Origin of the sequence: Enterovibrio sp. FF113, from assembly GCF_041439165.1 — a bacterium.
Lineage (GTDB): Bacteria > Pseudomonadota > Gammaproteobacteria > Enterobacterales > Vibrionaceae > Enterovibrio > Enterovibrio norvegicus_A.
This window is the reverse complement of record NZ_JBGONO010000002.1, coordinates 209,195-228,636: the sequence shown is the minus strand read 5'-3', so window position 1 is coordinate 228,636 and position 19,442 is coordinate 209,195. Positions and strand designations below refer to the sequence as shown.

Below are 19,442 nucleotides of genomic sequence, written 5' to 3'. Positions count from 1 at the left end.
GAATTGTCACTAAGCGTGAAGCTAGGTAAATCTCCTTCTTTTTGCAGCGAAAACAACGATACTTGCTGCGTTGTTTGGGTATAAGCAAAAAATAATAAGGATTTACTCAATGAAAAAACTCGCAATTGCTGCACTTGTGCTTTTCGGTCTAACGGGCACTGCGTATGCGTTAGACACGCATTTGACACACGACTGGTCAATGCCAAGCCTCTCATTTTTTGATTGCCACAATGGTGGTCATCACTAACGGCTTTTTGAGCCATTTAATCGCTTTGCCGTAGAGCCACATATTGTGGCTCTTTTTGTGTCCGCTTAATGAAAGCCGCTTTGATTTCTCTTTGCAAAAACAACCATGCCAGTGAGCAAACAGTGACATATGTGAACGCCGATTCCTTGGTTGCAGTTGAACTCTATTTTGAGACATCTCACGTGCTTTCAGTGGTGTTAATGTTCTCTCGGCATTGGATGTAAATAAGAATAAAAAGGAAAGAGTATGAAGAAATTAGCGTTGGCGATAGTGGTAACCGCAACTTTGTCTGGTTGTGCGGATAAAGATTTAGGGCAAGTGGTTAATGATGGTGTTAACGGTGCCATAAATGGGGTTTTAGGCTCTGTAGGGGGCATTGGCAATGGCACCGTGGTGAAAAATGACAAAGGCTTTAGCGTAGAGAAAGAGACGATTTCGATTTTCGACGCAGAAAGGTCAAGTCGAGATTATGGTTCGATAACAGTGACCAAAACAGTAAAAAACCCCAATTCCAGAACGGAAATATTTGTCGAAAGTTGCTCTCAGCCGAGAACGGGTTCTTTGGAATGCAATGGGAATCTCTTTGACGTGTCGCCGGAAGGCTGGCTCGCGGATGATAGTATTTTCATTGCAAGCGAGGGGACTTATCAAACGATTACCGTTGCGGCGGGCAAGTACTATTTTAAAGTGCAATCTAAAGAGACAGGCACAAAGTATTATGCGACCGGCGAGGCCACTATCGCGCCGTACAAAACGAATTATATCTCTATTGTTCTTGAATGATGAGCGAGCGATGAGAGCGCAGTAACAAAACCTCCCATACACACGTAGGGGAGGTTGAATGATGGTTAGAAATTATCGAACTTGCTTGCCTTGTGCCCAGACTTTGTCGATGTCGCAGCGTTGACCCAATGACACGATTTTCTCCAAAATATCGCCAGGGTGTCCATGTCCTGCCAGATTCGTAGGTGACCCAAGGCATATTAAATGTGCCTGTCCACAGATAGCTCCCACTCCTCAGATAGTTCCTATTCATTGACACACTAGAACGGCGCAAATTTGTCTGCTTCATCCGCGGGTATAGTCCACCGCAGCTTGGCATCGACTTGCTCAATGCGTTGGCCAGCTACCGGGATTTGCATTCGGTCACCGTATAGCCAAAGCACCATGTTGCTTCGCGTGCCGCTGGTAATAGGATGAGCCGCATGAGGTATGTTACCTCTGTGGATCATCGCAGTACCCGGTTTGAACGTGATGCGTTTCACCTCGCCCGAGACTCTGTCATAGAAATCAACTTCTGACCCTGCGAACGATTCATCTGGCAGGTTCATATTGATATTCAACGTCGCTGCACTGGCATCAGTATGTGGTTGCAGTGATGTGTCTATTCCTACCTGATACTGAATCGAAAAGCCAAAAGTCTGGCTGTCATAACCCATCACGCCGGGGAACAAAAGCCTTGCGATAGGGCGCATGTAGCGGTCCATGACGTCACGATAAAACGCTTGAAATGCTGGCGCAGCTAAATAGCCCTCAGAACGTGGGTCCAGCATGGCACCGCGGCGATTTAGCGCGATTCCGTAAGGTGGACGCGTGGGAATACCGGCATCAGCCACTGCTTCAAGATATTCACGCAGATCGGCTAGGCGCTCTGGGTGAAAGAACTGCGCCTGGTAGACGCCGGCAGATACTTCTTCCCAGAGATCTTGGACAGCGGCTTCCTTCGTAGGGTCAAGCCATGCTTGCTCAACGGCTTCTCTGAGTTTTGGGTCGAGCAGTGACGTGTCAGGCTTGAAATTAGGTGATTCTTCACTCGCTTCCCATGCGCGCCAAGCCTCGGTGAGCAAAGGGGTATTGGTGTCCCAGAAACGTTTGACCGATGGTGCACGCTGCAACATGGATTCGCGAGAAGGCAATGCTAGCGCGCGAGCCTCAGTGAGGGGATCATAAGTCACGTTGTCGTTGTGAGTGGCCGTGTTTTTCATCTCGCTTCTCCTTTTGCTAAACAGTCGCCGATTGTCGGCTAACAATTGTTGATGGGAGAAGTGTAATTCGCTTCAAAAAGTGAATAAATAAGCCAAATGAGGAATCATTATTTTGATTTGGCAGATAATAAGAAGGCACGATAATAAAAAGGCGATGATAGAGAAAGAGTAGATAGAAGAAGTGGTGGTAGCGTTAGATGTGAGCGTGCATCTGTTCAGCATGCTTGTGTTCAAGTAGATAGCCGTCGAAGTAACTAGCAGGAAGACTAGGGCGGGGCATCGCTGAGTAACTTGAACCGCCCTATTGTTCGCCGTTTACCGGATTTATTGTTCCCACACTGGCGGTTTACCAATTTTCTCAACGAGATAATCAATAAAGACACGAACTTTGGCCGTCAGCACATTGGATTTAGGGTAAACCAGCCACACGGAACTTTGGTCATCAACATGATATTCAGGCAGAACCCTCACCAGAGTACCGTCTTTCAGATCGTTGCGGATATTCCAGATCGAACTCATGCAGATACCGACGCCCGCTTTGGCAGCGATGCGTATGCTGGCACCATCATCACAAACAACTCTTGGTTTGGCACTAGCTGGGGGAAATGTGCATTCTCGCTTGCCGTTGCTGGCGATCAGTTTTCTGGATTTGGCTTTCATAAATACCAGTAGTTGATGCTCAATGAGATCTTCTGGTGCTTGCGGAGTGCCTTTGGCCGCTAAATACTCGGGCGATGCGCAAAGGACTCGGGTATCGCTGGCAAGGCGTCGGCCAATCAGGCTGCTGTCTTCGGCAGCAAGGTTGCGCAATGCCAAATCATAACCCCCTTCAATGAGTTTGACCTGAGTGTCCGAGAGCATCAGTTCCACGTTGATTTTAGGGTAGCGTGCTAGAAATTCTGCAAGGATGGGAACGACATAGTGTTGTGCGAATGTGCTGGAAGCGGCAAATCGCAACGTGCCACTGACATCGGGATTACCGCGACCTAATGCGGCAAAAGCGGCTTCCTGCTGCGCCAAGATTTCTTTGGCGTAAGGGAGAAACTCGGTGCCTTCAATAGATAGGGTTACTTTGCGTGTGGTTCGGTGAAAAAGATCTGCACCGACTTCCATTTCCAGTTTGGACAGCCAAGCACTTGCGACAGAAGGGGCAAGCCCAAGCTGCTGACCTGCAGCGCTGATGTTCAGCGTTTCTGCGGCGAGAACAAATAACTTGATGCTATTGGTGTTCATCCATTATCTCCAAAATCCGAATTCTGATTTTATTTTTCTATCATTTATACACTTTATACAAAGTATTAGGCTCGTTCCATTGATTCGTTGAACACCTGATGTACGAGCGCTTGGGGGATAGAGTGCGAATCCACGTCTGATTGATATACTCGATCAGGAAAAGGCCGCGTACCAAACAATGATTAAAGGAAGAGCATGATGAAAAAGACCCTATTATTGACAGGCGCCACAGATGGCATCGGCTTTGAAACGGCGAAGAAACTGGCAGCCGACGGCCACACGCTGTTGTTGCATGGTCGTAATAGTGCCAAATTGGAGCAGGCCAAGAATGCACTGGCTGATGCTTACCCGAATGCAAAGTTTGATACATATTTGGCTGACCTGTCGGATTTGTCTCAAGTGGTCACGATGGCTGAACAAATTAAAGCGAAGTACTCAAGTATCGATGTGCTGATCAATAATGCTGGCGTATTTAAAGTGCCGACGGCAGTGACCAAAGAGGGTTACGACGTGCGCTTTATGGTTAATACATTGGCACCTTATGTGCTGACCAAAGCGCTGTTGCCATCGATGGACGCAGACAGTCGCGTGGTGAACTTGTCTTCGGCGGCTCAAGCACCTGTGAACTTGGAGGCGCTGAGAGGCAGACAAGAATTGTCTGATAGCGCTGCTTATTCACAGAGCAAATTAGCTATCACCATGTGGAGTTTCTTGTTGGCTCAGACCTTGGGGTCGGATGCACCCGTTCTAATTGCTGTCAATCCGGCGTCATTTCTGGGGAGCAAAATGGTCAAAGAGGCTTACGGCTCAGAAGGTAAAGACTTAAGCATTGGTGCTGATGTGTTAGTTGATGCAGCCCTGAGTGATAAGTTTGCTGAAGCTTCTGGTCGTTACTTTGATAATGACATTGGTGCATTTACACAGCCGCATTCTGATGCGCTAGATTCAAGCAAGAACGAAGCCTTGGTGATGGCAATGGACGAGATGCTTGGCAAACTTGGCATTCACTCTTAAACCACCAAATGTTAAACCACCAAAGGTCAACAGACCCTAGCCATTCAGCTAAATAAAAACCTCCCGATGCGCAAGCAGGGGAGGTTTTAATTTTGGTATCAATACGGTTACTTGGGTATAGACGCTATCGAACTTGTTTGCCTTGTACCCAGACTTTGTCGATATCGCAGCGTTGGCCCAACGACACGATTTTCTCCAAAATATCGCGAGGGGTGTCCATATCTTGCCAAATTCGCAGGTTACCTAAGGCACTCGGTTTGATCACGAGCGCATCAAAATGGAAATCCTTTTCGAACACACCGACTTTTTCATTCAACACACGTCCACCGCCAGCGGTTGCCATCCAGAATGCTTCAACAAAGCTAACACGCGAACCCGTAACGCCACGCTCGGCAGCGACCAAACGTGAATCTACACCGTCTTCGCGAACGCGAGAATGGGTAACTGCGTCAAAACTGGCGCGGAATATCGAAGGCGATGGTGCGCCAGCAATATCACTGCCGAGGCCAATACTCACACCGCTGTCTAGTAACTCGCGTGTATGCATGGCGGCATTGGCAAAGTACATATTCGACAACGGGCAATGGCCAATCCCCGCATCAAATTCTTTCATCACAGCAACGTCGTTGTCGGTCAGAAAAATAGAGTGTGCCAGCACGGTTTTGTTATTCAACAACCCCGCGTCTGCATAAATCTCAATGTCTGACTTGCCATAGTGCTGCAGTGCGTAATCACGTGCCCAGTCGCTTTCAGAGCAATGGGTTTGCATGTGAACGTCGTGGTGCTGAACCAATTTTCCCAATTCACGCAGCAATGTTTCGGTGCAACTTGGCACGAAGCGAGGGGTGATCACTGGCTTCACTAAGCCGTGTTCATTGCCTTTCAGGCCACGCACGTTGTGAATGAATGCTTCCGTGTCAGCGAGTGATTGTTCAACGGATGACTCGCGATAAAACGCAGGGCATTGTTCTGCGTTATCCATGTTGATTCTGCCCACGAACGCACGTTGGCCTTGCTCAAGGCTAATGCTCGCCAACAGTTCTGAGGCTTCACGATGGATAGACGCAAAGTACACCGCGCTGGTGGTTCCGCTCGCCAAAAGTGTGCGGGTCACGTCTTGGTATACCGTGTCAGCAAATGCTAAATCGCTGTAACGGTTTTCCAATGGGAAGGTATAGTTTTGTAGCCAATCGTAAAGCGGCAGGTCTAAGCCTTTGCCAGCTTGTGGCCACTGCGGAGCGTGACAGTGCAAGTCAACCAAACCTGGCATCAGGTACTGGCCTTTCTCAACGGTGATCAGCGTCAGTGACTCGCATAATGCGTTCAGATGAACGCCGTAATCCACATCGTCAGAATGGAAGGTAGCAACAATGTCGCCACGCAAATCAACAAGGATCAAGAAGTCTGGAATAAACGCCAGCTCACCTTTTACAGGGGCATGGAAAGTGTCCGCCAAAATACCAAATTGAATACGGGCCATGTCAATCATGCTTCAGCCTCCAGCGGCGCTTCGTTAGGGAGAACAAAATTCAAGATAACAGCGGCAAGCGCACCAATCGCAATGCCTGAGTTCGCCAAATAGCCCACTAATTCTGGCAGCGCATAAATGATTTCACGAGGCATTAAGACTGCGCCAAGCGCCAGCATGATCGGCAACCCAATCACTAACATATTGCGTTCGGTCAGGTGTATGTTTTGGACGACGCGGAAGCCGTTCATCGCAATCACCACACAAATCACGGCAAAGATGCCAGCAATGACAGCATGTGGCACAGAAGCAATCAGGCTGGTCAGCTTCGGCACAAGGCCAAGAACGAGAAGAATAAAACCGCCAGCGATAATCGCGCGACGAGATGCCACGCCGGTTACCGCAATGATCCCCGCATTGGTCGAATAACCCGTCACAGGGCTTCCGCCCAGTAGAGAACAGATAAATTGACCTGCTGCTTCACCCGTTGCGCCGCGGTTCAAACGGTTGTCATCCAACTCCGTGCCCGTTACCGCAGTGACCGCGCACCAAGTGCCCGTGGTTTCAACCAGCACAATCATGGTGACGAACAGCAGTGTCAGGATGGCGATCGGATCGAATACCAGTTCGCCAAACGGCAACAAGCTTGGAAGCTCTATCCATGCGGCGTGGGATACCGCAGAGAAGTCCGCCATGCCCATTGATGCTGCGACTAGAGTGCCGACGACAATAGCGCCTAATACGGAAGCCAAACGCAGCCAATGAAGTTGCTTGATAAAGCAGCCAAGTAAAATGAACGCGCTTAGGGAGAACATACTCGCCATGGCGATAAGAATATTCTCTGCAGGGTGGTCAGCGGTGTAAATACCATTGAATGCCACCGGCAACAAAGAAATGCCCACCACGATGATCACTGTGCCACCGACGATTGGCGGCACGAAGGTTTTAACCAAACGGCTGAACAGATTCAGAGGGCGACCGAGTAGCGCGACACAAATCGCGACGGGGATCATCGCACCATACACCGCGCCCATGCCCATGGATTTACCAATTGCGGCAATGGCGCCGATAGGAATGTAAGAGGGGCCTTGCATGACGGGTAATTTGAGTAAGAAGCCAGATTGAATGATGGTACACAGACCCGCAACGATAAACGTCATTTGGATGAGAGAAGATGTATCACCAACAGAAAGAGACAGTAAACCCGCAAGGATAATTGGGACGATATAGAGGTCCATCGCCAGCACATGTTGTGCGCCAAGAGACAAAGATTTCGGCAAAGAGATCTTTTCATCGATATTCAAAGGAACAGCAGTTTTCATAGGTTTTAGTACCAAAGTGAGTCTTGAAATCGGCAGGCATACACTTGGCCCTTTGGTGAGCAACCAACGTCAGTAACGCCTTGAAATTGGCGCGCATCTTACTCGCTTTTTGAAGGAAGGCAATCGTTTGCGTATGGGTTTTTATCGATCTCTCCCGATTGCGCGTTTGAGTGGTGGTTTTGTGGGCATTTTAGGAAATTGGACGATAAAGCAGTGGTAGGCACGTTAAGAAAATCCTCGTGGTTGTCGTTCGTCTCTCAACGGCTCAACACCCATAGTGCTATCGGTAAAACAGGTAAGGTGTTCATTGCGTCAGTTTGCGGAAAAATAAGCCTGATGTTGTCGTCAGGCTTTTTCGCGTTTTAGAAGTGATAGGCGATGGTTGCTCCCACCATCCATTGGTTAGCGCTGTCAACAATGGGAGAGTCAGCAACGTCGCTGCCTAAACGTGTGTATTGCGTTGACTGTGTCAGGTTCCAGCTTTCACTGAGAGGATAAATCAGCTTGTATCCCAACTCATAAGCCACACTGCTGTCACCGGTGTAGGCTGGGCGATTGGCTCGCGCTTCGTTTTGATTGACGCCAAAATAGTAGTCGACAAAGTCTTTACTTTGCAGCATCACGCCGGCGAAAGAGACAAAATCAGCATCACCGATGGTGGCAATGTCGAAGTATCTTGCACCAGCTATATATCCTTTGTAGGCACCCGATACATCGTGTTGGAAGTAGGTCGAAATCACGCCTGTCCCGAGTCTAAAATCTACGTTCAAGCCGAGGTCGACACTCAAGTCACGGTCATCCATACCTTTTAGAAAATCTGAGGTGTCATCGTCATACGCTAGCCCAGCGCTGGTCAGGATAACCCCGATGTTTACCTGATCACTGTCTGTACCGTAGACGCGATAGTTCGCGCCATTCAAATCGACATTGAAGTCATCACCGTGGTAGCCAAAATTCAACACAGGAACGACTGAATCATCCTGTTCCTTATAGAGATCGCTGATGCCAGCAACGCCCGCCTCCGCTATCCATGTGTTTTGTTTGGTGTAGATACTACCGTTTAAAATATATGTGTCCCCCGCGGCATGCACGGCAGAGGCTGCGGCAAGCGTTGAGAATAAAACGACAATGTTTTTCATGATTCTGTCCTTAGCTGTACGTGTTGTGAACACCGTACAAAATCAATCAGACTGACAAAAGGATCAGTTTGTCATTAGTTGGTGACTACTTTGTCACTGATTGTCAGAGTCAGGGTTTGGAATGGTAAGAACGAGTTTGGCACCGCCCGTGGAGCCTTCTTCGAAGGTCGCCTGACCGTCATGTTTCTCAACGATTAACTTAACGATGGATAACCCCAACCCGTGCCCCATATTTGCTTTGTTCCTTGACGGGTCAACGCTAAAAAAGGGTTCGAAAACGCGCTCGCGAAACGGCTCTGGGATACCGGGGCCATCATCTTCAACGATGATTTTAATGGTTTGCGCATGTTGAGAACAATGCACTGTCACCCTTGATACTGAGTACCTCATGGCATTGACTAACACGTTTTCTATCGCGCGCTTTAGTAACGTTTTGTCAGCCATAAACACGATGTCAGGGTCAATCATTGCGTCTATTTGACGGTATTGGGCATTCGGGAGGCGCGCTATCAAATGCGTGATAAAGGGGCGGGCCGCAATTTCCTCTTTGTTGAGCGGTGCGTCTTGACGGCCTACCTTAGCGAAATAAAGCAGTGAATCGACTAACTGCTCCATTTCCTCCGTGTCTTCGATAATACTCGCGATTTTTTTCTTTAGCGCAGGTGAGTGGGTCTCTTCATGAATAATTTCGGCTTGCCATTGAATGCGAAAAATCGGTGTCCGAAGGTCATGGGCGACGGCTTGGGTGAGAGAGCGGTTGCTGGTAATGAGTTGGGATATTTTGTCCGCCATTTCATTAAAGCTTTCGTTCATTTTTCCCACTTTGCTGCCGCTGTTAGTCGGTGCTCGCACGTTTAAGTTACCCTTGGCGAATTCCGCTGTCACGTGCTGTAGGGCGCGTGTTCTACGACCGATAAACCAGATCAACCAGCTTGAATAAATTAAGAAACCGGCCGCAATGAAAACGAAAAACAGTGAGTCGCTAAAGTCAATTTTCTGCCTGACCGTTGCTGTCTCATCAGGGGCAATTTGATAGAAAGTGTTTGAGTCAGGAAAGATGAGCCAAAGTGCTCGATCGTTATCATGAAAGGAATAAGGGTGGGGCGGCGAATGTTGTGCGAAATAGTCTCTCACCTCTTTAGGTGCAACATCCACTGGCACCATGTTCAAGGTACTGGCTGTGGATTCGGCATAGTTGGCTAGCAATTGCGCCGTAAACTCGCTGCCTTGTGGCTCAGACAAGGTACTGAGGACACGGTGAACGGCTGCGGCCTGCATGTCCTCCAGTACATTGTCATAATCCGGATTGAGTTGGTAGACCACGTAGTCGAAGGCAAACAGACTGACAATAAAGAGAAAAAACAGTCCGATAAATGATTCGATATAAATGCGCCACATAGTCACACGTTATGTTGAGAGTCTTGCCAGGCATCAGGCACAAAAAGGTAGCCCTTTCCCCTGACGGTAATGATGCGACAGGGTGAGGCAGGGTTGTCTCCTAGTTTTTTACGCAAACTGACCACTTTGTTGTCAACGGTACGATCCAACCCATCATATTCAATGCCTCTTACTGCACGGGTGAGTGTGTCTCTGGATAACACCTTATCCGCTGATTCTGCGAGCAACCATAAAAGATCAAATTCACTGTCTGATAAGGGAATATGCTTCTCTGCCAATGCACACCGTTTACGAGATTTATTGAGTGTTAAACGGCCATAAGCCAAGGTGTTGAATGCGATTGATGGCGAGTGTTCCGTTGTCTTGGGTTGACTGTCAGCCCGACGGATCAACGCGCGCAACCGAGCCAGTAATACTCTCGGCTTTATCGGTTTGGTAACAAAGTCATCCGCGCCGATTTCCAGCGCAGCCACGTGGTCGAAATCATCATCACTGGCTGTCAGCATGAGTACTTTGCCAGAAAATTGCGCACGTATCTGTCGGCAAATTGTCAGGCCGTCGATGTCAGGTAGCATGAGGTCCAACATCACGATGTCGGGTTGCTCCGATAAAATAGCGGCAACTGCAGCCTCTCCTCGATCAAACGCCTTAACGTTGAAGTCTTGTTCCCTGAAATAAGAGGACAGGAGGTGACGAAGCTTATCATCATCCTCAACAATAAAAAGACGGGGAGTAGCTGCCATCTGACGTCCTCAATATTCATGTAAACAATATGATCCACAAACTGTTTTAGCACAGTCTCAGCGATTAAGTGGTTATGAATTTTGAATGAGTAAACCGAAAGTGTAGGCAGGCCTGCGGGCGCTTTGGGCGCGTTCATTGCATTGCTGAATCGATTTGTGGGCGTTTGATTGCGGGTGAGGTAGAAAGCTGGCTAGGTTGTGCCCCATTGTGAGTTAGAGTAAAACTTTGGCATTGCTTACATTAAATTAGTTAGTTAGACTAACTAATTTAATATCGGAGATACTATGGATGCGATTAAGAGCCTGGAACTACTTGAGTTCGAATTATGGCGCCGTTGGCGCTCTAAAATTAGTGACCAAGCAAGCAACGAACTGACAAACAATGAATTAGATTACCTCTACGCACTTAATGGGTTAATAGAAGATGTATCACTTAGTTCTTTAGCTTGCCAGATGAATGTTAGCAACGCCTCTGCTAGCAGTATGGTGAGCAAGTTAGAGTCCAAGGGATACCTTGCAAAAATTAAAAATCACGCCGATGGCAGAGGAGTGAGATTGGTCGCAACAGAAAAAGCGAATGCTCTACGTGAATTAGAGATAAACATATATCAACAAGTTGATAGTGAATTTCGGCATGATTTTTCTGACACGGAATATGAGCAGTTTAATTCGCTATTATCCAAGGCTGTCGATATATTATTGAAAAAATAAAAATAAAAATAAAAATAAAAATAAAAATAAAAATAATGGAAATATAATGAAATTCAACCACCACAATATCTCAACCAACCGTCTTTACGGTGATTTGTCAAAATACTATGACTACGTGATTAGTCGAGATGATTACCAAGGAGAGGCTCATTTTTGGCAGCAACTTATTGAAAAAAAATGCGCTAAAACTTTGCCAATGTTACTGGAATTAGCTTCAGGTCCTGGGCACCTCCTCTCGCACATCGGTTCTCATGTTGAAGCATTTGCCATTGATTTATCCTCAGATATGCTGACAAAGTGTAAGCAGCTTAACCCTAATGTAAACACCATTCAGGGAGATATCAGGGAGTTTTGTCTACAGCAGAAATTTGATTTTATTTTGCTACATGACAGTATCGGTCACCTGTTCCATGCTGATGATATTAGGGCTACGTTTGCAAACGCTTACCAGCACTTAAATTACGGAGGTGTTTTTGCTTTATCTCCTGAATTTGACGGAGATAGTATTAATAAACCTATTGTTAATCATCGCACAACATCACTTCCTGAAACAGACTTGACGGTTATCGACTATATCGAGCGTCATCCTACGGATAAAAATCGACTGAATGTACTGACTTCATACTATGAACAAAAACAAGGAGTAACACACATAGAGTTTGACCGTATGGAATTGGGTTTATTTGGTATTGAGTATTATATGCAACTTATGGAAGAGGTAGGATTTAGTGTTGAACTTTATACGAAACCTGAATCATCGAGCACGGAATGTCGAACAGCAATTATAGGCACTCGATTGTCTTAAGCTAACAAGGTTTTGTCCAAAAACGAGCCAGCGCAGCCTAAAGCTGCGCTGGTGGCATAATCAGTCGTTAAAGCCGCGCACTTCCAAAAGCCAAAAGGAAAACGTCAGTGTTGAGCAAAGCAGTGGTTCGCTCGTCACCGACGTTTAAATCTGTTCTTTTTTGCGTGCGTGTAGCGCTATTTAAGCAGCGCGACCATTGCTTCACCTACACCATGTGCACTGGCAGGGTTTTGGCCTGTCACAAGGCGATCGTCAGTAATCACATGCACACCCCAAGGCTGAATTTTGCTAAATTTCGCCGCTTTGCGCGTCAGCGACTCTTCCAGCAAGAAAGGAATGTCGTTGATGGTGCCAAAATCCACTTCTTCTTCACGGGTAAAGCCTGTCACGGTTTTATCTGCGATCAACGGTTGTCCATTGCTCAGCGTGATAGGAAGCAGAGCAGCAGGGCCGTGGCACACAGAACCAATCACGCCGCCTTTTTCGTAGAGCGTTGCCGCTAGGCTTGCCGTGAGAACATGTTCTGCCAAATCAGAAAGCAGACCGAAGCCACCCGGATAGAAAATGGCATCGTAATCATCGATGTTGATTTGATTCACGGGAATGGTGTTGTTCACGCGAGATTGGAATTCTGCGTCGTTGAAAATGCGCGTGTTCACGTCATCGCCTTCCATGTTTTCACCATAGAAAGGCACAGCGCCACCATTGATAGAGGCGACGTCGTAGCTGAAACCAGCTTGCAGAAAAGCATCCAACGCGTGGGTCATCTCAGGGGCGTAAGTGCCGTTAGCCTGATCCGTTGTGCCAAGCGTGGCGTGATTCGTAGTGATGATAAGAATCTTTTTCATAACGTAGTCCTTTTAATGCGAGTCGACTTGGATGAAGGTAAGCCGTTCGATGCCAGCCATTCTATGCTTTCGCTATATAGGTGATAATCCGCTAAAATAGAAAACCGTCTTTGCTATATGGCAATAATGTAATGAACCTTCACTCACTCAGCTTTGATGGCATTGTCGAATTCGTCACAGTGGCCGATGCTAAAGGATTCAGCGAGGCAGCGCGTCGCTTGAACTGTTCGGTCAGCCATGTTTCTCGTCAAGTGTCTCGATTAGAACAGCGACTAGGAACGGCGCTGTTTGCGCGATCGACACGCTCGGTAAAGCTGACGGAAACGGGGCAGCAATATTATCTGCAATGCCAAGAGCTTGTTAGCGGGCTTGATCAAGCCAATGAGAGGGTGACGGGTACGCAGTTTGATTTGCAAGGTACGCTGCGTATCAGCATGGCGGGATCTTTTGCTGAGCAATTTGTCGCCCCTTCGCTGGTAACATTCGCCAAACAGCACCCTAAGTTGACGGTCGAAGTGGATTTCAGCAGTCGACATGTGAATTTTGTGGAAGACGGAATCGACTTCGCCATCCGTTATGGTCGATTGCAAGATTCAGGGCTGGTGGCGAGAAAGCTCGCTGATCGCAGTCTAATGGCGGTGGCCTCGCCAGATTACCTGTTGAAACACGGCGAACCCAACCACCCCAAAGCGTTGGCAAAGCATTCGTGCTTAATCACCAACAACGACACTTGGCTGTTTGAACACGATGGCAAAGAGATGCCTGTGAAGGTGTCTGGGCGTTTTCGATGCAACAACGCCAATGCCTTGGTGGAGGCGTGTAAAGGTGGATTGGGGATTGGTTACATGCCAAAAAGCAGTTTCCAGCAGGCAATGAATGAGGGCGAACTGGTTCCTGTTCTCGCGCCTTTTTGGACACGAAAAATCACCTCTTGGGTGGTGTATCAAAACCGTAAGTTCTTGCCACTCAAAGCGCGTCTCGCTATCGACCATTTGTTGACGCACTTTGAAGGGTGGCAGGAATAACAGGTTCGACGTTAAGGGGAGCGTTCAATAACCCCTGTTGACCTAGTGATCTTGAATACAGAAACGGCCAACAATAATGCTGACCGTTTCGGCTTGGTGCGATTTATTCGTTATTTCGACAGTTCTTTGGCCGTGTCAACAAAGATGCCTTGAATGTCTTTCGCTTCGCGCTCTGTTTGGCCGCCATGCTTGATGAACGCATCAATGATTGCCTGTGTTTTATTCTCTTTCGCACGCTCCAAGAAATATCGTAACTCCATTTCCGCACCCGCATTTTCATCAATGATGGAAGCGTGAATGATCTCTTTGTACATCACGATATCGCGTACTTCTAATGTGCTGACCACACTCAGTATCATCGCCAAGAAACTATCTAATTCCGCTTTAGGTACATACTGCGTAATGATGTTTAATGCTTCGGCTTGTTGCGCCGAGAAATCATTCCCGAGTAACAATGCTTGCAGGGCTTTGTTTTTGCCCATGCGTCGTGCATATTGCACCGCTCCTTGCCCGCCGGTTGGAATGTTCACATGAATTTCTGGCTGCGCAAACGCTGCGTTTTCAGTGGCGTACGCTAAATCACATGCCATCACAAATTCGTCGCCGCCCCCACGCGCTACACCATCAACCACTGCAATCGAAAGCTGTTTCATCTTTTTGATGTTGGTAATCATGTGGTTGAATTCAATCGACGCTGCTTGACCGCCTTGCGTACCGTTGATGACATGCAGATCCAAATGCGCCAAAAAGAAGGTCTCATGAAGCGATTTAAATACCACGATCTTCGTTTCGCGGTCGTCTTCAAGTGAGAGCACAAACGCGTTGATTTCATTGATTAAGTCAATCGTCAAAACGTTCACTGGCGGATTGTTAATGGTGACTGTCGCTACGCCGTTTTCATGAGTTATCGCAATCGTGTTCATGGGTCTTCCTCATTCGGATAATCGCGCCTTGTCAGCGCTTTGAATAATGTGAATCTCTCAATGTGGAGCCACTATAGATTCGTTTGAGATGACAAAAAATACGCAAATTGGCATATAATTGATGCCAAAAATGCACCAAAGGATTCAAATGGATTTCTCAAGTCGATTATTGTTACTGCTTGAAGTCGTAGAGCTCGGCTCTTTTACCAAGGTCTCCGACCAAAGAAACGTCGACAGATCAGTGATCTCAAAACACATTACCCGATTGGAACGGGAGCTTGGTGTCAGGTTGTTGAACCGAACAACACGCTCGCTTTCCTTAACTGCGGCGGGCAATGAAATGATGAACCAAGCAAAGGCATTACGAGCGTTATTAAATGAGACACATCGGCTTGCGCAAAATTATCACGCTGAACCGAAGGGGCTCTTGCGAGTCAGCAGCACGACATTGTTTGGTCGCCAATTCGTGCAACAAGCCGTGGTGGCTTTTCAGAAACGCTACCCAGAGGTAGATATTGAATTGCGTTTAGATGATCGCGTGGTAGATATCGTCGGTGAAGGGTTCGATATTGGTATTCGTGTCGGCAAGCCGAAAAACTCTCGCCTAGTCATCAGAAAGATAGCTCGCGATAGACTTTTGATTGTCGCTTCTCCGGCGTTTATTGAAACACACGGAACGATCAATACCGTCGAGCAGCTGGAAGCGCTTCCTGCCGCTGTTTACGCCGCCCCTGGTTTGTTACTCGACACATTCGGTTACCGCGATAGCCAACAAGAACACCAGCATTTGAAACTGAATGTCGCGTACAGAGTGAACGATGTGGAGCTAATAAAGAAAGCCGCCGTTGCGGGAAACATGCTCGCCGTTGTTACTGCTCAGATGATTGAAAATGAGGTGCTAGATGGCCGATTAGTTCCCATCATGACGACGCTTCACCTTGATGATTTCGGCAGCTTTTTTGCGGTCTACCCCCATCGTGATGCTCCGATCAAAACCACGTTGTTCATCGATACGTTAAAAACTATCGTGGGCCAAGAAGTGCCTACGTGGGAACGCAATATTCCTAACTTTAGTGCGCTATATGGTGGGTCGAAATAACGCGAACATCTTGCGTATAGAGTGAGCCGACACGGAATTCCCCGTGTAGGCAAAGAGCTGTCTCGACGGGCTAACCTAACACTTCGATGCGACAGCATACGCCTGCTCTTTTTCCGCCAAAAACCGAGCCAGTAATAGCGTCAAATTGGCTCTGCGTGACTTGTCCGGCCAAACGGCGTAACAACCTACAGGGCTGAGTGTCCAATCAGGTAAGAGCTGGACAAGTTCACCCGACACCAAGCCTGATTTGGCGAGGTGAAGCGGTAAAACACTAATCCCGACGTTTTGACGCACAAAGTGGAACAGAGCGTCGATGCTGTCTACCTGCAGGCGAGAGTGGTTAAAAGACATCACTGATTTTTTGTCTGCTGATGAAAACTCAATGTTTTCATTGCGCTGTTTGTAGCTGATCCACTCCCAATCGCTGAGGTCTTCAGGCTTGGTTGGTTTAGGGCGAGACGCCGCATACTTAGCCCCCGCAACAAGAACCCGTTCAAACTCTCCTAACTTGCGTGCAACCATTGAACTGTCATCTAGCCAGCCAATACGGATATTGAGATCAAACCCGCTTTCGACTAACCCCACGAGATGATCGGTGTAAGAAACCGACAAGCTAACACGTGGATATTCACGAATAAAATCAGCAAGAAAAGTGGATATGTGGGAAGAGGACATGTAGGCAGGGAGAGATACATTCAATGCGCCGACTGGTTCTACCGATAAGGCATTAAGCTCATTCAGGCCCATTTCCGCATTGCGCAGCATGTCCACCACTCGCGGATAAAACATACGCCCTTCATTCGTTAGCGAGATTTTTCGCGTGGTGCGATAAAGCAATGTGATCCCCAGATGGTCTTCGAGGTCAGACACGGTTTGGCTGACTCTTGACGGGGCGAGATTGAGATCCCTCGCTGCAGCGCGAAAAGAGCCTTCGTCTACCACCCGCGCAAAAATCGCCATGTGTTTAAGATAATGAATCATTGTTCTGCTCAGCGGAATTATGTCTTCTTATAATGCAGGATAACAGAATCAATGGGATTGCTGTAGATTTCTCCTAAGCCGAAATGGCGTGACTTAACGTAAAGGGAGAGACCATGAGATCGACGCGTACACCGGTACTATTTGCTGCATTCGCCACCACACTTTTTTCCGGCATTGCCAGTGCAGAAGGCCTTTATGCCACAGGATTGCTGGGGAAGAGCTATCAAGCAACAGACTCAGAACCTTATGGGAATAACATCGCACAAGATGCCGATTTTCCGGGTAAGTTCGATGCGGGTGACGGCACGGTCACGACTCTCGGGCTTGGGTACATCATTAACGAGCAATTTCGCGTAGAAACTCGCCTTGGCTATCGTGAAGGCAAGTTTAATAGCCAACGCGTCGGCACTGGCTCACGAGTAGGTGAAGAATATGCGCTTAACGGAAAACTCAAAAGCACCACGCTGACCCTTGAAGGCTTTTATGACGTGAACACAGGCACGGCATTTACGCCATACCTGAAAGCGGGTGTTGGTGTGGCGCGCAACGAATATTCGGCAAAGCTGGGTGGCGCTGGTGTTCAAGGCTTTTTCGATCAACTCGATGGTACGTCAGACGGCTTCTATGACGACTATGCAGATGAAACCTCCACGGAATTCACTTGGAATGTAGGTATCGGTACGAGTTACGCCATTACCGAGAAAATGAGCCTGATTGGCGAATATCAATTTGTCTCATTGGGTGATGCCAGTACGGGCCAAGATGATTTCACGGATGGCTTTCGCATCGACAATGCAACAGCACATGAAGTGCAGCTAGGTTTGCGTTACCGGTTCTAAGTAAATCGTCATCGGAGGCATGTCATGTGTACCAAAAAAAAAATCAGCGCGTTGTTTGCATTGTTCTTGAGCGCTTTGTTCATTGGGACAGCCTTCGCCGCGGAACTTGAACGTCTGCCAGCGCGAACCAGCCCAGTACCAGCTACCACCAATAGCGTGCCACACGTGCAATTGGGCGGGGAATCAAATCCTGCTTTTTTGGCAGAACTCATGACGCGTGTTTCACGGGTTCAAGGTATTGAAATTCGAGACACGATGATTTCCATGCCCGGCGCGAGCGGGTTTTGGGTTTCGGAGCATCTCGAATTGGCCAACCCTCAGGCGATAGTTGGCGGGCGCGAATTCGCGCACATGCACCCCGATGGTAGTTTGCATGCGTCGCTTTCTCCCACAAAAGCCAGCGAAGCAGTGAACGCGGGTTGGGCGACTTATCACCCTTGGGCAAAGAAACGAAAGGGCTGGGAAGGATTTGTCATGATTTACACCCCAACGACCGATGCAGAAGTCAATGTCGTCTATCAACTGGTGCTGGCTTCCTTTGATTACGTGACAGGACAAAAACTCTCGTCCCTCAAATAGAGGGGCTCACCTATCTATTTGTCATTTGTGCAGATTGTCACTTCCACTGATGAATACTGCCTTTTTTCTGGAGCAACCCCATGACAGCGAAAAAAACCACATTCAACATGCCTTTGACTCTAGCCGCGACGCTATGCTTGGGTTTAACAGCCTGCAACAGCACGAGTATCGCGTTGACAGATTCCGACGTCGATTTTTCTAACTGCCGAGAGATTGCAGGAGGTATTGTCGTTTCAAAGGCTGACTTACAAGCGCAGGTGCCAGCGGGGGTCACCGTCAATAGCCTCACCGACATGGGTTTTGTGTTCGAAGGCTCGGACGACAGAGGCATGCTGATTGTGCGTTCGCTTGCGTGCGAAGCCATTCAAGTCACCGATACGAACGGCAACATCCGCACCGACGAAAACGTTGCGTTTGCACATGTCGGTACACCCATCAATGTTGCCAATTTCCCAGCGACTACGTATTCAAACGACAGCGTTAACGGTGCGGATTTCAATATTTATGCGCTGAGTTATCAGACGTCTTCCACTGCGTATTTTGGCGCAATGAAGCGAGCAGGCTTACAAAACATCGCGTTGAACGAAGCCATCGTCAATAATCTGGAAGACACAGACCCTAACGTGTGCAACACGGCTAATTTAATGGTGAACGTACCCGGAAACAGCGAGTATGCGTTTGGTATTTCGGGAGAGGTTGTCGAAGCCACGGCAGATTGCCACGTCGGTGGTACGGATTTCATTGCTAACTGGTGGTCTGTGGATGGCAGCAATCAGGTGACAGCATTGAGTAATACCGTTATGGACCAAACCTTTACCGACACTGCGGGACCCAATGTCATCGTGGTTACCAATGAAGGCACCACAATGAATGCTCTTATTGGCGCAAATAGCAGCGCATTTACCGGCTTTTCGGGCAGTGGATACATTCCGTCTGAAGGCCTTGGCAACACAGACATGGTCGCTGAAGCGTTAGGTGAATTAGACTAACTGATATTTTCGAGTGGGTACAAAATTTACCTCTCACGTACGCGTCAAAGAAAAAGGGACAACGTTTTCGTTGTCCCTTTTTTGTGTTGCTTAG

19 protein-coding genes and 1 pseudogene are annotated in these 19,442 nt (G+C 47.9%); 10 read left to right on the top strand and 10 right to left on the bottom strand.

Annotated features, from left to right (window positions below; all coding sequences use genetic code 11):
• Positions 1-109 precede the first annotated feature (109 nt).
• Both ACED36_RS02750 and ACED36_RS02745 read left to right on the top strand, forming a co-directional pair.
• The gene (locus ACED36_RS02750) at positions 110-247 is read left to right on the top strand and encodes a hypothetical protein (protein ID WP_198928362.1); all 138 of its coding nucleotides are present in this window, start codon (positions 110-112) and stop codon (positions 245-247) included.
• Positions 248-493: 246 nt separating this feature from the next.
• A complete protein-coding gene (locus ACED36_RS02745) occupies positions 494-1,030 on the top strand; it encodes a hypothetical protein (RefSeq protein WP_017003703.1) in 537 nt (178 codons plus the stop codon).
• A gap of 260 nt (positions 1,031-1,290) precedes the next feature.
• Here the strand turns inward: ACED36_RS02745 and ACED36_RS02740 are convergent, their stop codons facing one another.
• The gene (locus ACED36_RS02740; protein ID WP_026024341.1) at positions 1,291-2,202 is read right to left on the bottom strand and encodes a hypothetical protein; all 912 of its coding nucleotides are present in this window, start codon (positions 2,200-2,202) and stop codon (positions 1,291-1,293) included.
• 354 nt (positions 2,203-2,556) lie between these two features.
• Positions 2,557-3,465: a LysR family transcriptional regulator gene (locus ACED36_RS02735; RefSeq protein ID WP_016962497.1), complete on the bottom strand. Its 909-nt coding sequence runs from the start codon at positions 3,463-3,465 to the stop codon at positions 2,557-2,559.
• Positions 3,466-3,663: 198 nt separating this feature from the next.
• Here ACED36_RS02735 and ACED36_RS02730 point away from each other — a divergent pair, with 198 nt between their 5' ends.
• Positions 3,664-4,479, top strand: a complete 816-nt coding sequence (locus tag ACED36_RS02730; protein WP_017003700.1) for an SDR family NAD(P)-dependent oxidoreductase — start codon at positions 3,664-3,666, stop codon at positions 4,477-4,479.
• Positions 4,480-4,603: 124 nt separating this feature from the next.
• Here the strand turns inward: ACED36_RS02730 and ACED36_RS02725 are convergent, their stop codons facing one another.
• The 5 genes from ACED36_RS02725 to ACED36_RS02705 all read right to left on the bottom strand — a co-directional run bounded on the left by ACED36_RS02725 (position 4,604) and on the right by ACED36_RS02705 (position 10,549).
• Positions 4,604-5,968 (bottom strand): amidohydrolase family protein, encoded by a 1,365-nt coding sequence (locus tag ACED36_RS02725; RefSeq protein ID WP_371732740.1) that lies wholly within the window; start codon positions 5,966-5,968, stop codon positions 4,604-4,606.
• Positions 5,965-7,269 carry a solute carrier family 23 protein gene (locus ACED36_RS02720; RefSeq protein WP_016962494.1) on the bottom strand — a complete coding sequence of 435 codons (1,305 nt, stop codon included), beginning with the start codon at positions 7,267-7,269 and terminating at the stop codon, positions 5,965-5,967. The genes ACED36_RS02725 and ACED36_RS02720 overlap by 4 nt, the downstream gene beginning before the upstream one ends.
• Positions 7,270-7,631: 362 nt before the next feature.
• On the bottom strand, positions 7,632-8,408 hold the full coding sequence (ompV, locus tag ACED36_RS02715) for an outer membrane protein OmpV (RefSeq protein WP_017003699.1): 777 nt from the start codon (positions 8,406-8,408) through the stop codon (positions 7,632-7,634).
• A 93-nt stretch (positions 8,409-8,501) separates the two neighbouring features.
• On the bottom strand, positions 8,502-9,806 hold the full coding sequence (locus ACED36_RS02710) for an ATP-binding protein (protein ID WP_371732739.1): 1,305 nt from the start codon (positions 9,804-9,806) through the stop codon (positions 8,502-8,504).
• Positions 9,807-9,808: 2 nt separating this feature from the next.
• Positions 9,809-10,549 carry a response regulator gene (locus ACED36_RS02705; protein ID WP_017003697.1) on the bottom strand — a complete coding sequence of 247 codons (741 nt, stop codon included), beginning with the start codon at positions 10,547-10,549 and terminating at the stop codon, positions 9,809-9,811.
• Positions 10,550-10,834: 285 nt separating this feature from the next.
• Between ACED36_RS02705 and ACED36_RS02700 the strand changes: the two genes are divergently transcribed.
• Entirely contained in the window at positions 10,835-11,260 is a 426-nt protein-coding gene (locus ACED36_RS02700; RefSeq protein WP_017007320.1) for a MarR family winged helix-turn-helix transcriptional regulator, read from the top strand.
• 46 nt (positions 11,261-11,306) lie between these two features.
• Complete coding sequence (locus tag ACED36_RS02695) at positions 11,307-12,065, top strand: trans-aconitate 2-methyltransferase (protein ID WP_017003696.1); 759 nt, start codon at positions 11,307-11,309, stop codon at positions 12,063-12,065.
• 176 nt (positions 12,066-12,241) lie between these two features.
• Here the strand turns inward: ACED36_RS02695 and ACED36_RS02690 are convergent, their stop codons facing one another.
• Entirely contained in the window at positions 12,242-12,913 is a 672-nt protein-coding gene (locus ACED36_RS02690; RefSeq protein WP_017007319.1) for a type 1 glutamine amidotransferase domain-containing protein, read from the bottom strand.
• A gap of 131 nt (positions 12,914-13,044) precedes the next feature.
• Between ACED36_RS02690 and ACED36_RS02685 the strand changes: the two genes are divergently transcribed.
• The gene (locus ACED36_RS02685; protein ID WP_016958875.1) at positions 13,045-13,938 is read left to right on the top strand and encodes a LysR family transcriptional regulator; all 894 of its coding nucleotides are present in this window, start codon (positions 13,045-13,047) and stop codon (positions 13,936-13,938) included.
• Between the two features lie 110 nt (positions 13,939-14,048).
• Here ACED36_RS02685 and ACED36_RS02680 read toward each other — a convergent pair whose 3' ends face one another.
• Positions 14,049-14,861, bottom strand: coding sequence for an enoyl-CoA hydratase/isomerase family protein (locus tag ACED36_RS02680; RefSeq protein ID WP_016958874.1), 813 nt, complete (start codon positions 14,859-14,861; stop codon positions 14,049-14,051).
• A 148-nt stretch (positions 14,862-15,009) separates the two neighbouring features.
• Here ACED36_RS02680 and ACED36_RS02675 point away from each other — a divergent pair, with 148 nt between their 5' ends.
• Positions 15,010-15,960 (top strand): LysR family transcriptional regulator, encoded by a 951-nt coding sequence (locus ACED36_RS02675; protein ID WP_371732738.1) that lies wholly within the window; start codon positions 15,010-15,012, stop codon positions 15,958-15,960.
• 75 nt (positions 15,961-16,035) lie between these two features.
• Here the strand turns inward: ACED36_RS02675 and ACED36_RS02670 are convergent, their stop codons facing one another.
• Complete coding sequence (locus ACED36_RS02670) at positions 16,036-16,941, bottom strand: LysR family transcriptional regulator (RefSeq protein ID WP_016958872.1); 906 nt, start codon at positions 16,939-16,941, stop codon at positions 16,036-16,038.
• A gap of 113 nt (positions 16,942-17,054) precedes the next feature.
• Between ACED36_RS02670 and ACED36_RS02665 the strand changes: the two are divergent.
• From ACED36_RS02665 to ACED36_RS02655, 3 genes and pseudogenes are all read left to right on the top strand, one after another.
• Positions 17,055-17,717, top strand: a pseudogene (locus ACED36_RS02665) (outer membrane protein); the annotation flags it as partial.
• 87 nt (positions 17,718-17,804) lie between these two features.
• Positions 17,805-18,359: a luciferase family protein gene (locus ACED36_RS02660; protein WP_371732737.1), complete on the top strand. Its 555-nt coding sequence runs from the start codon at positions 17,805-17,807 to the stop codon at positions 18,357-18,359.
• A gap of 80 nt (positions 18,360-18,439) precedes the next feature.
• On the top strand, positions 18,440-19,348 hold the full coding sequence (locus ACED36_RS02655) for a hypothetical protein (protein ID WP_016958869.1): 909 nt from the start codon (positions 18,440-18,442) through the stop codon (positions 19,346-19,348).
• Positions 19,349-19,442 lie beyond the last annotated feature (94 nt).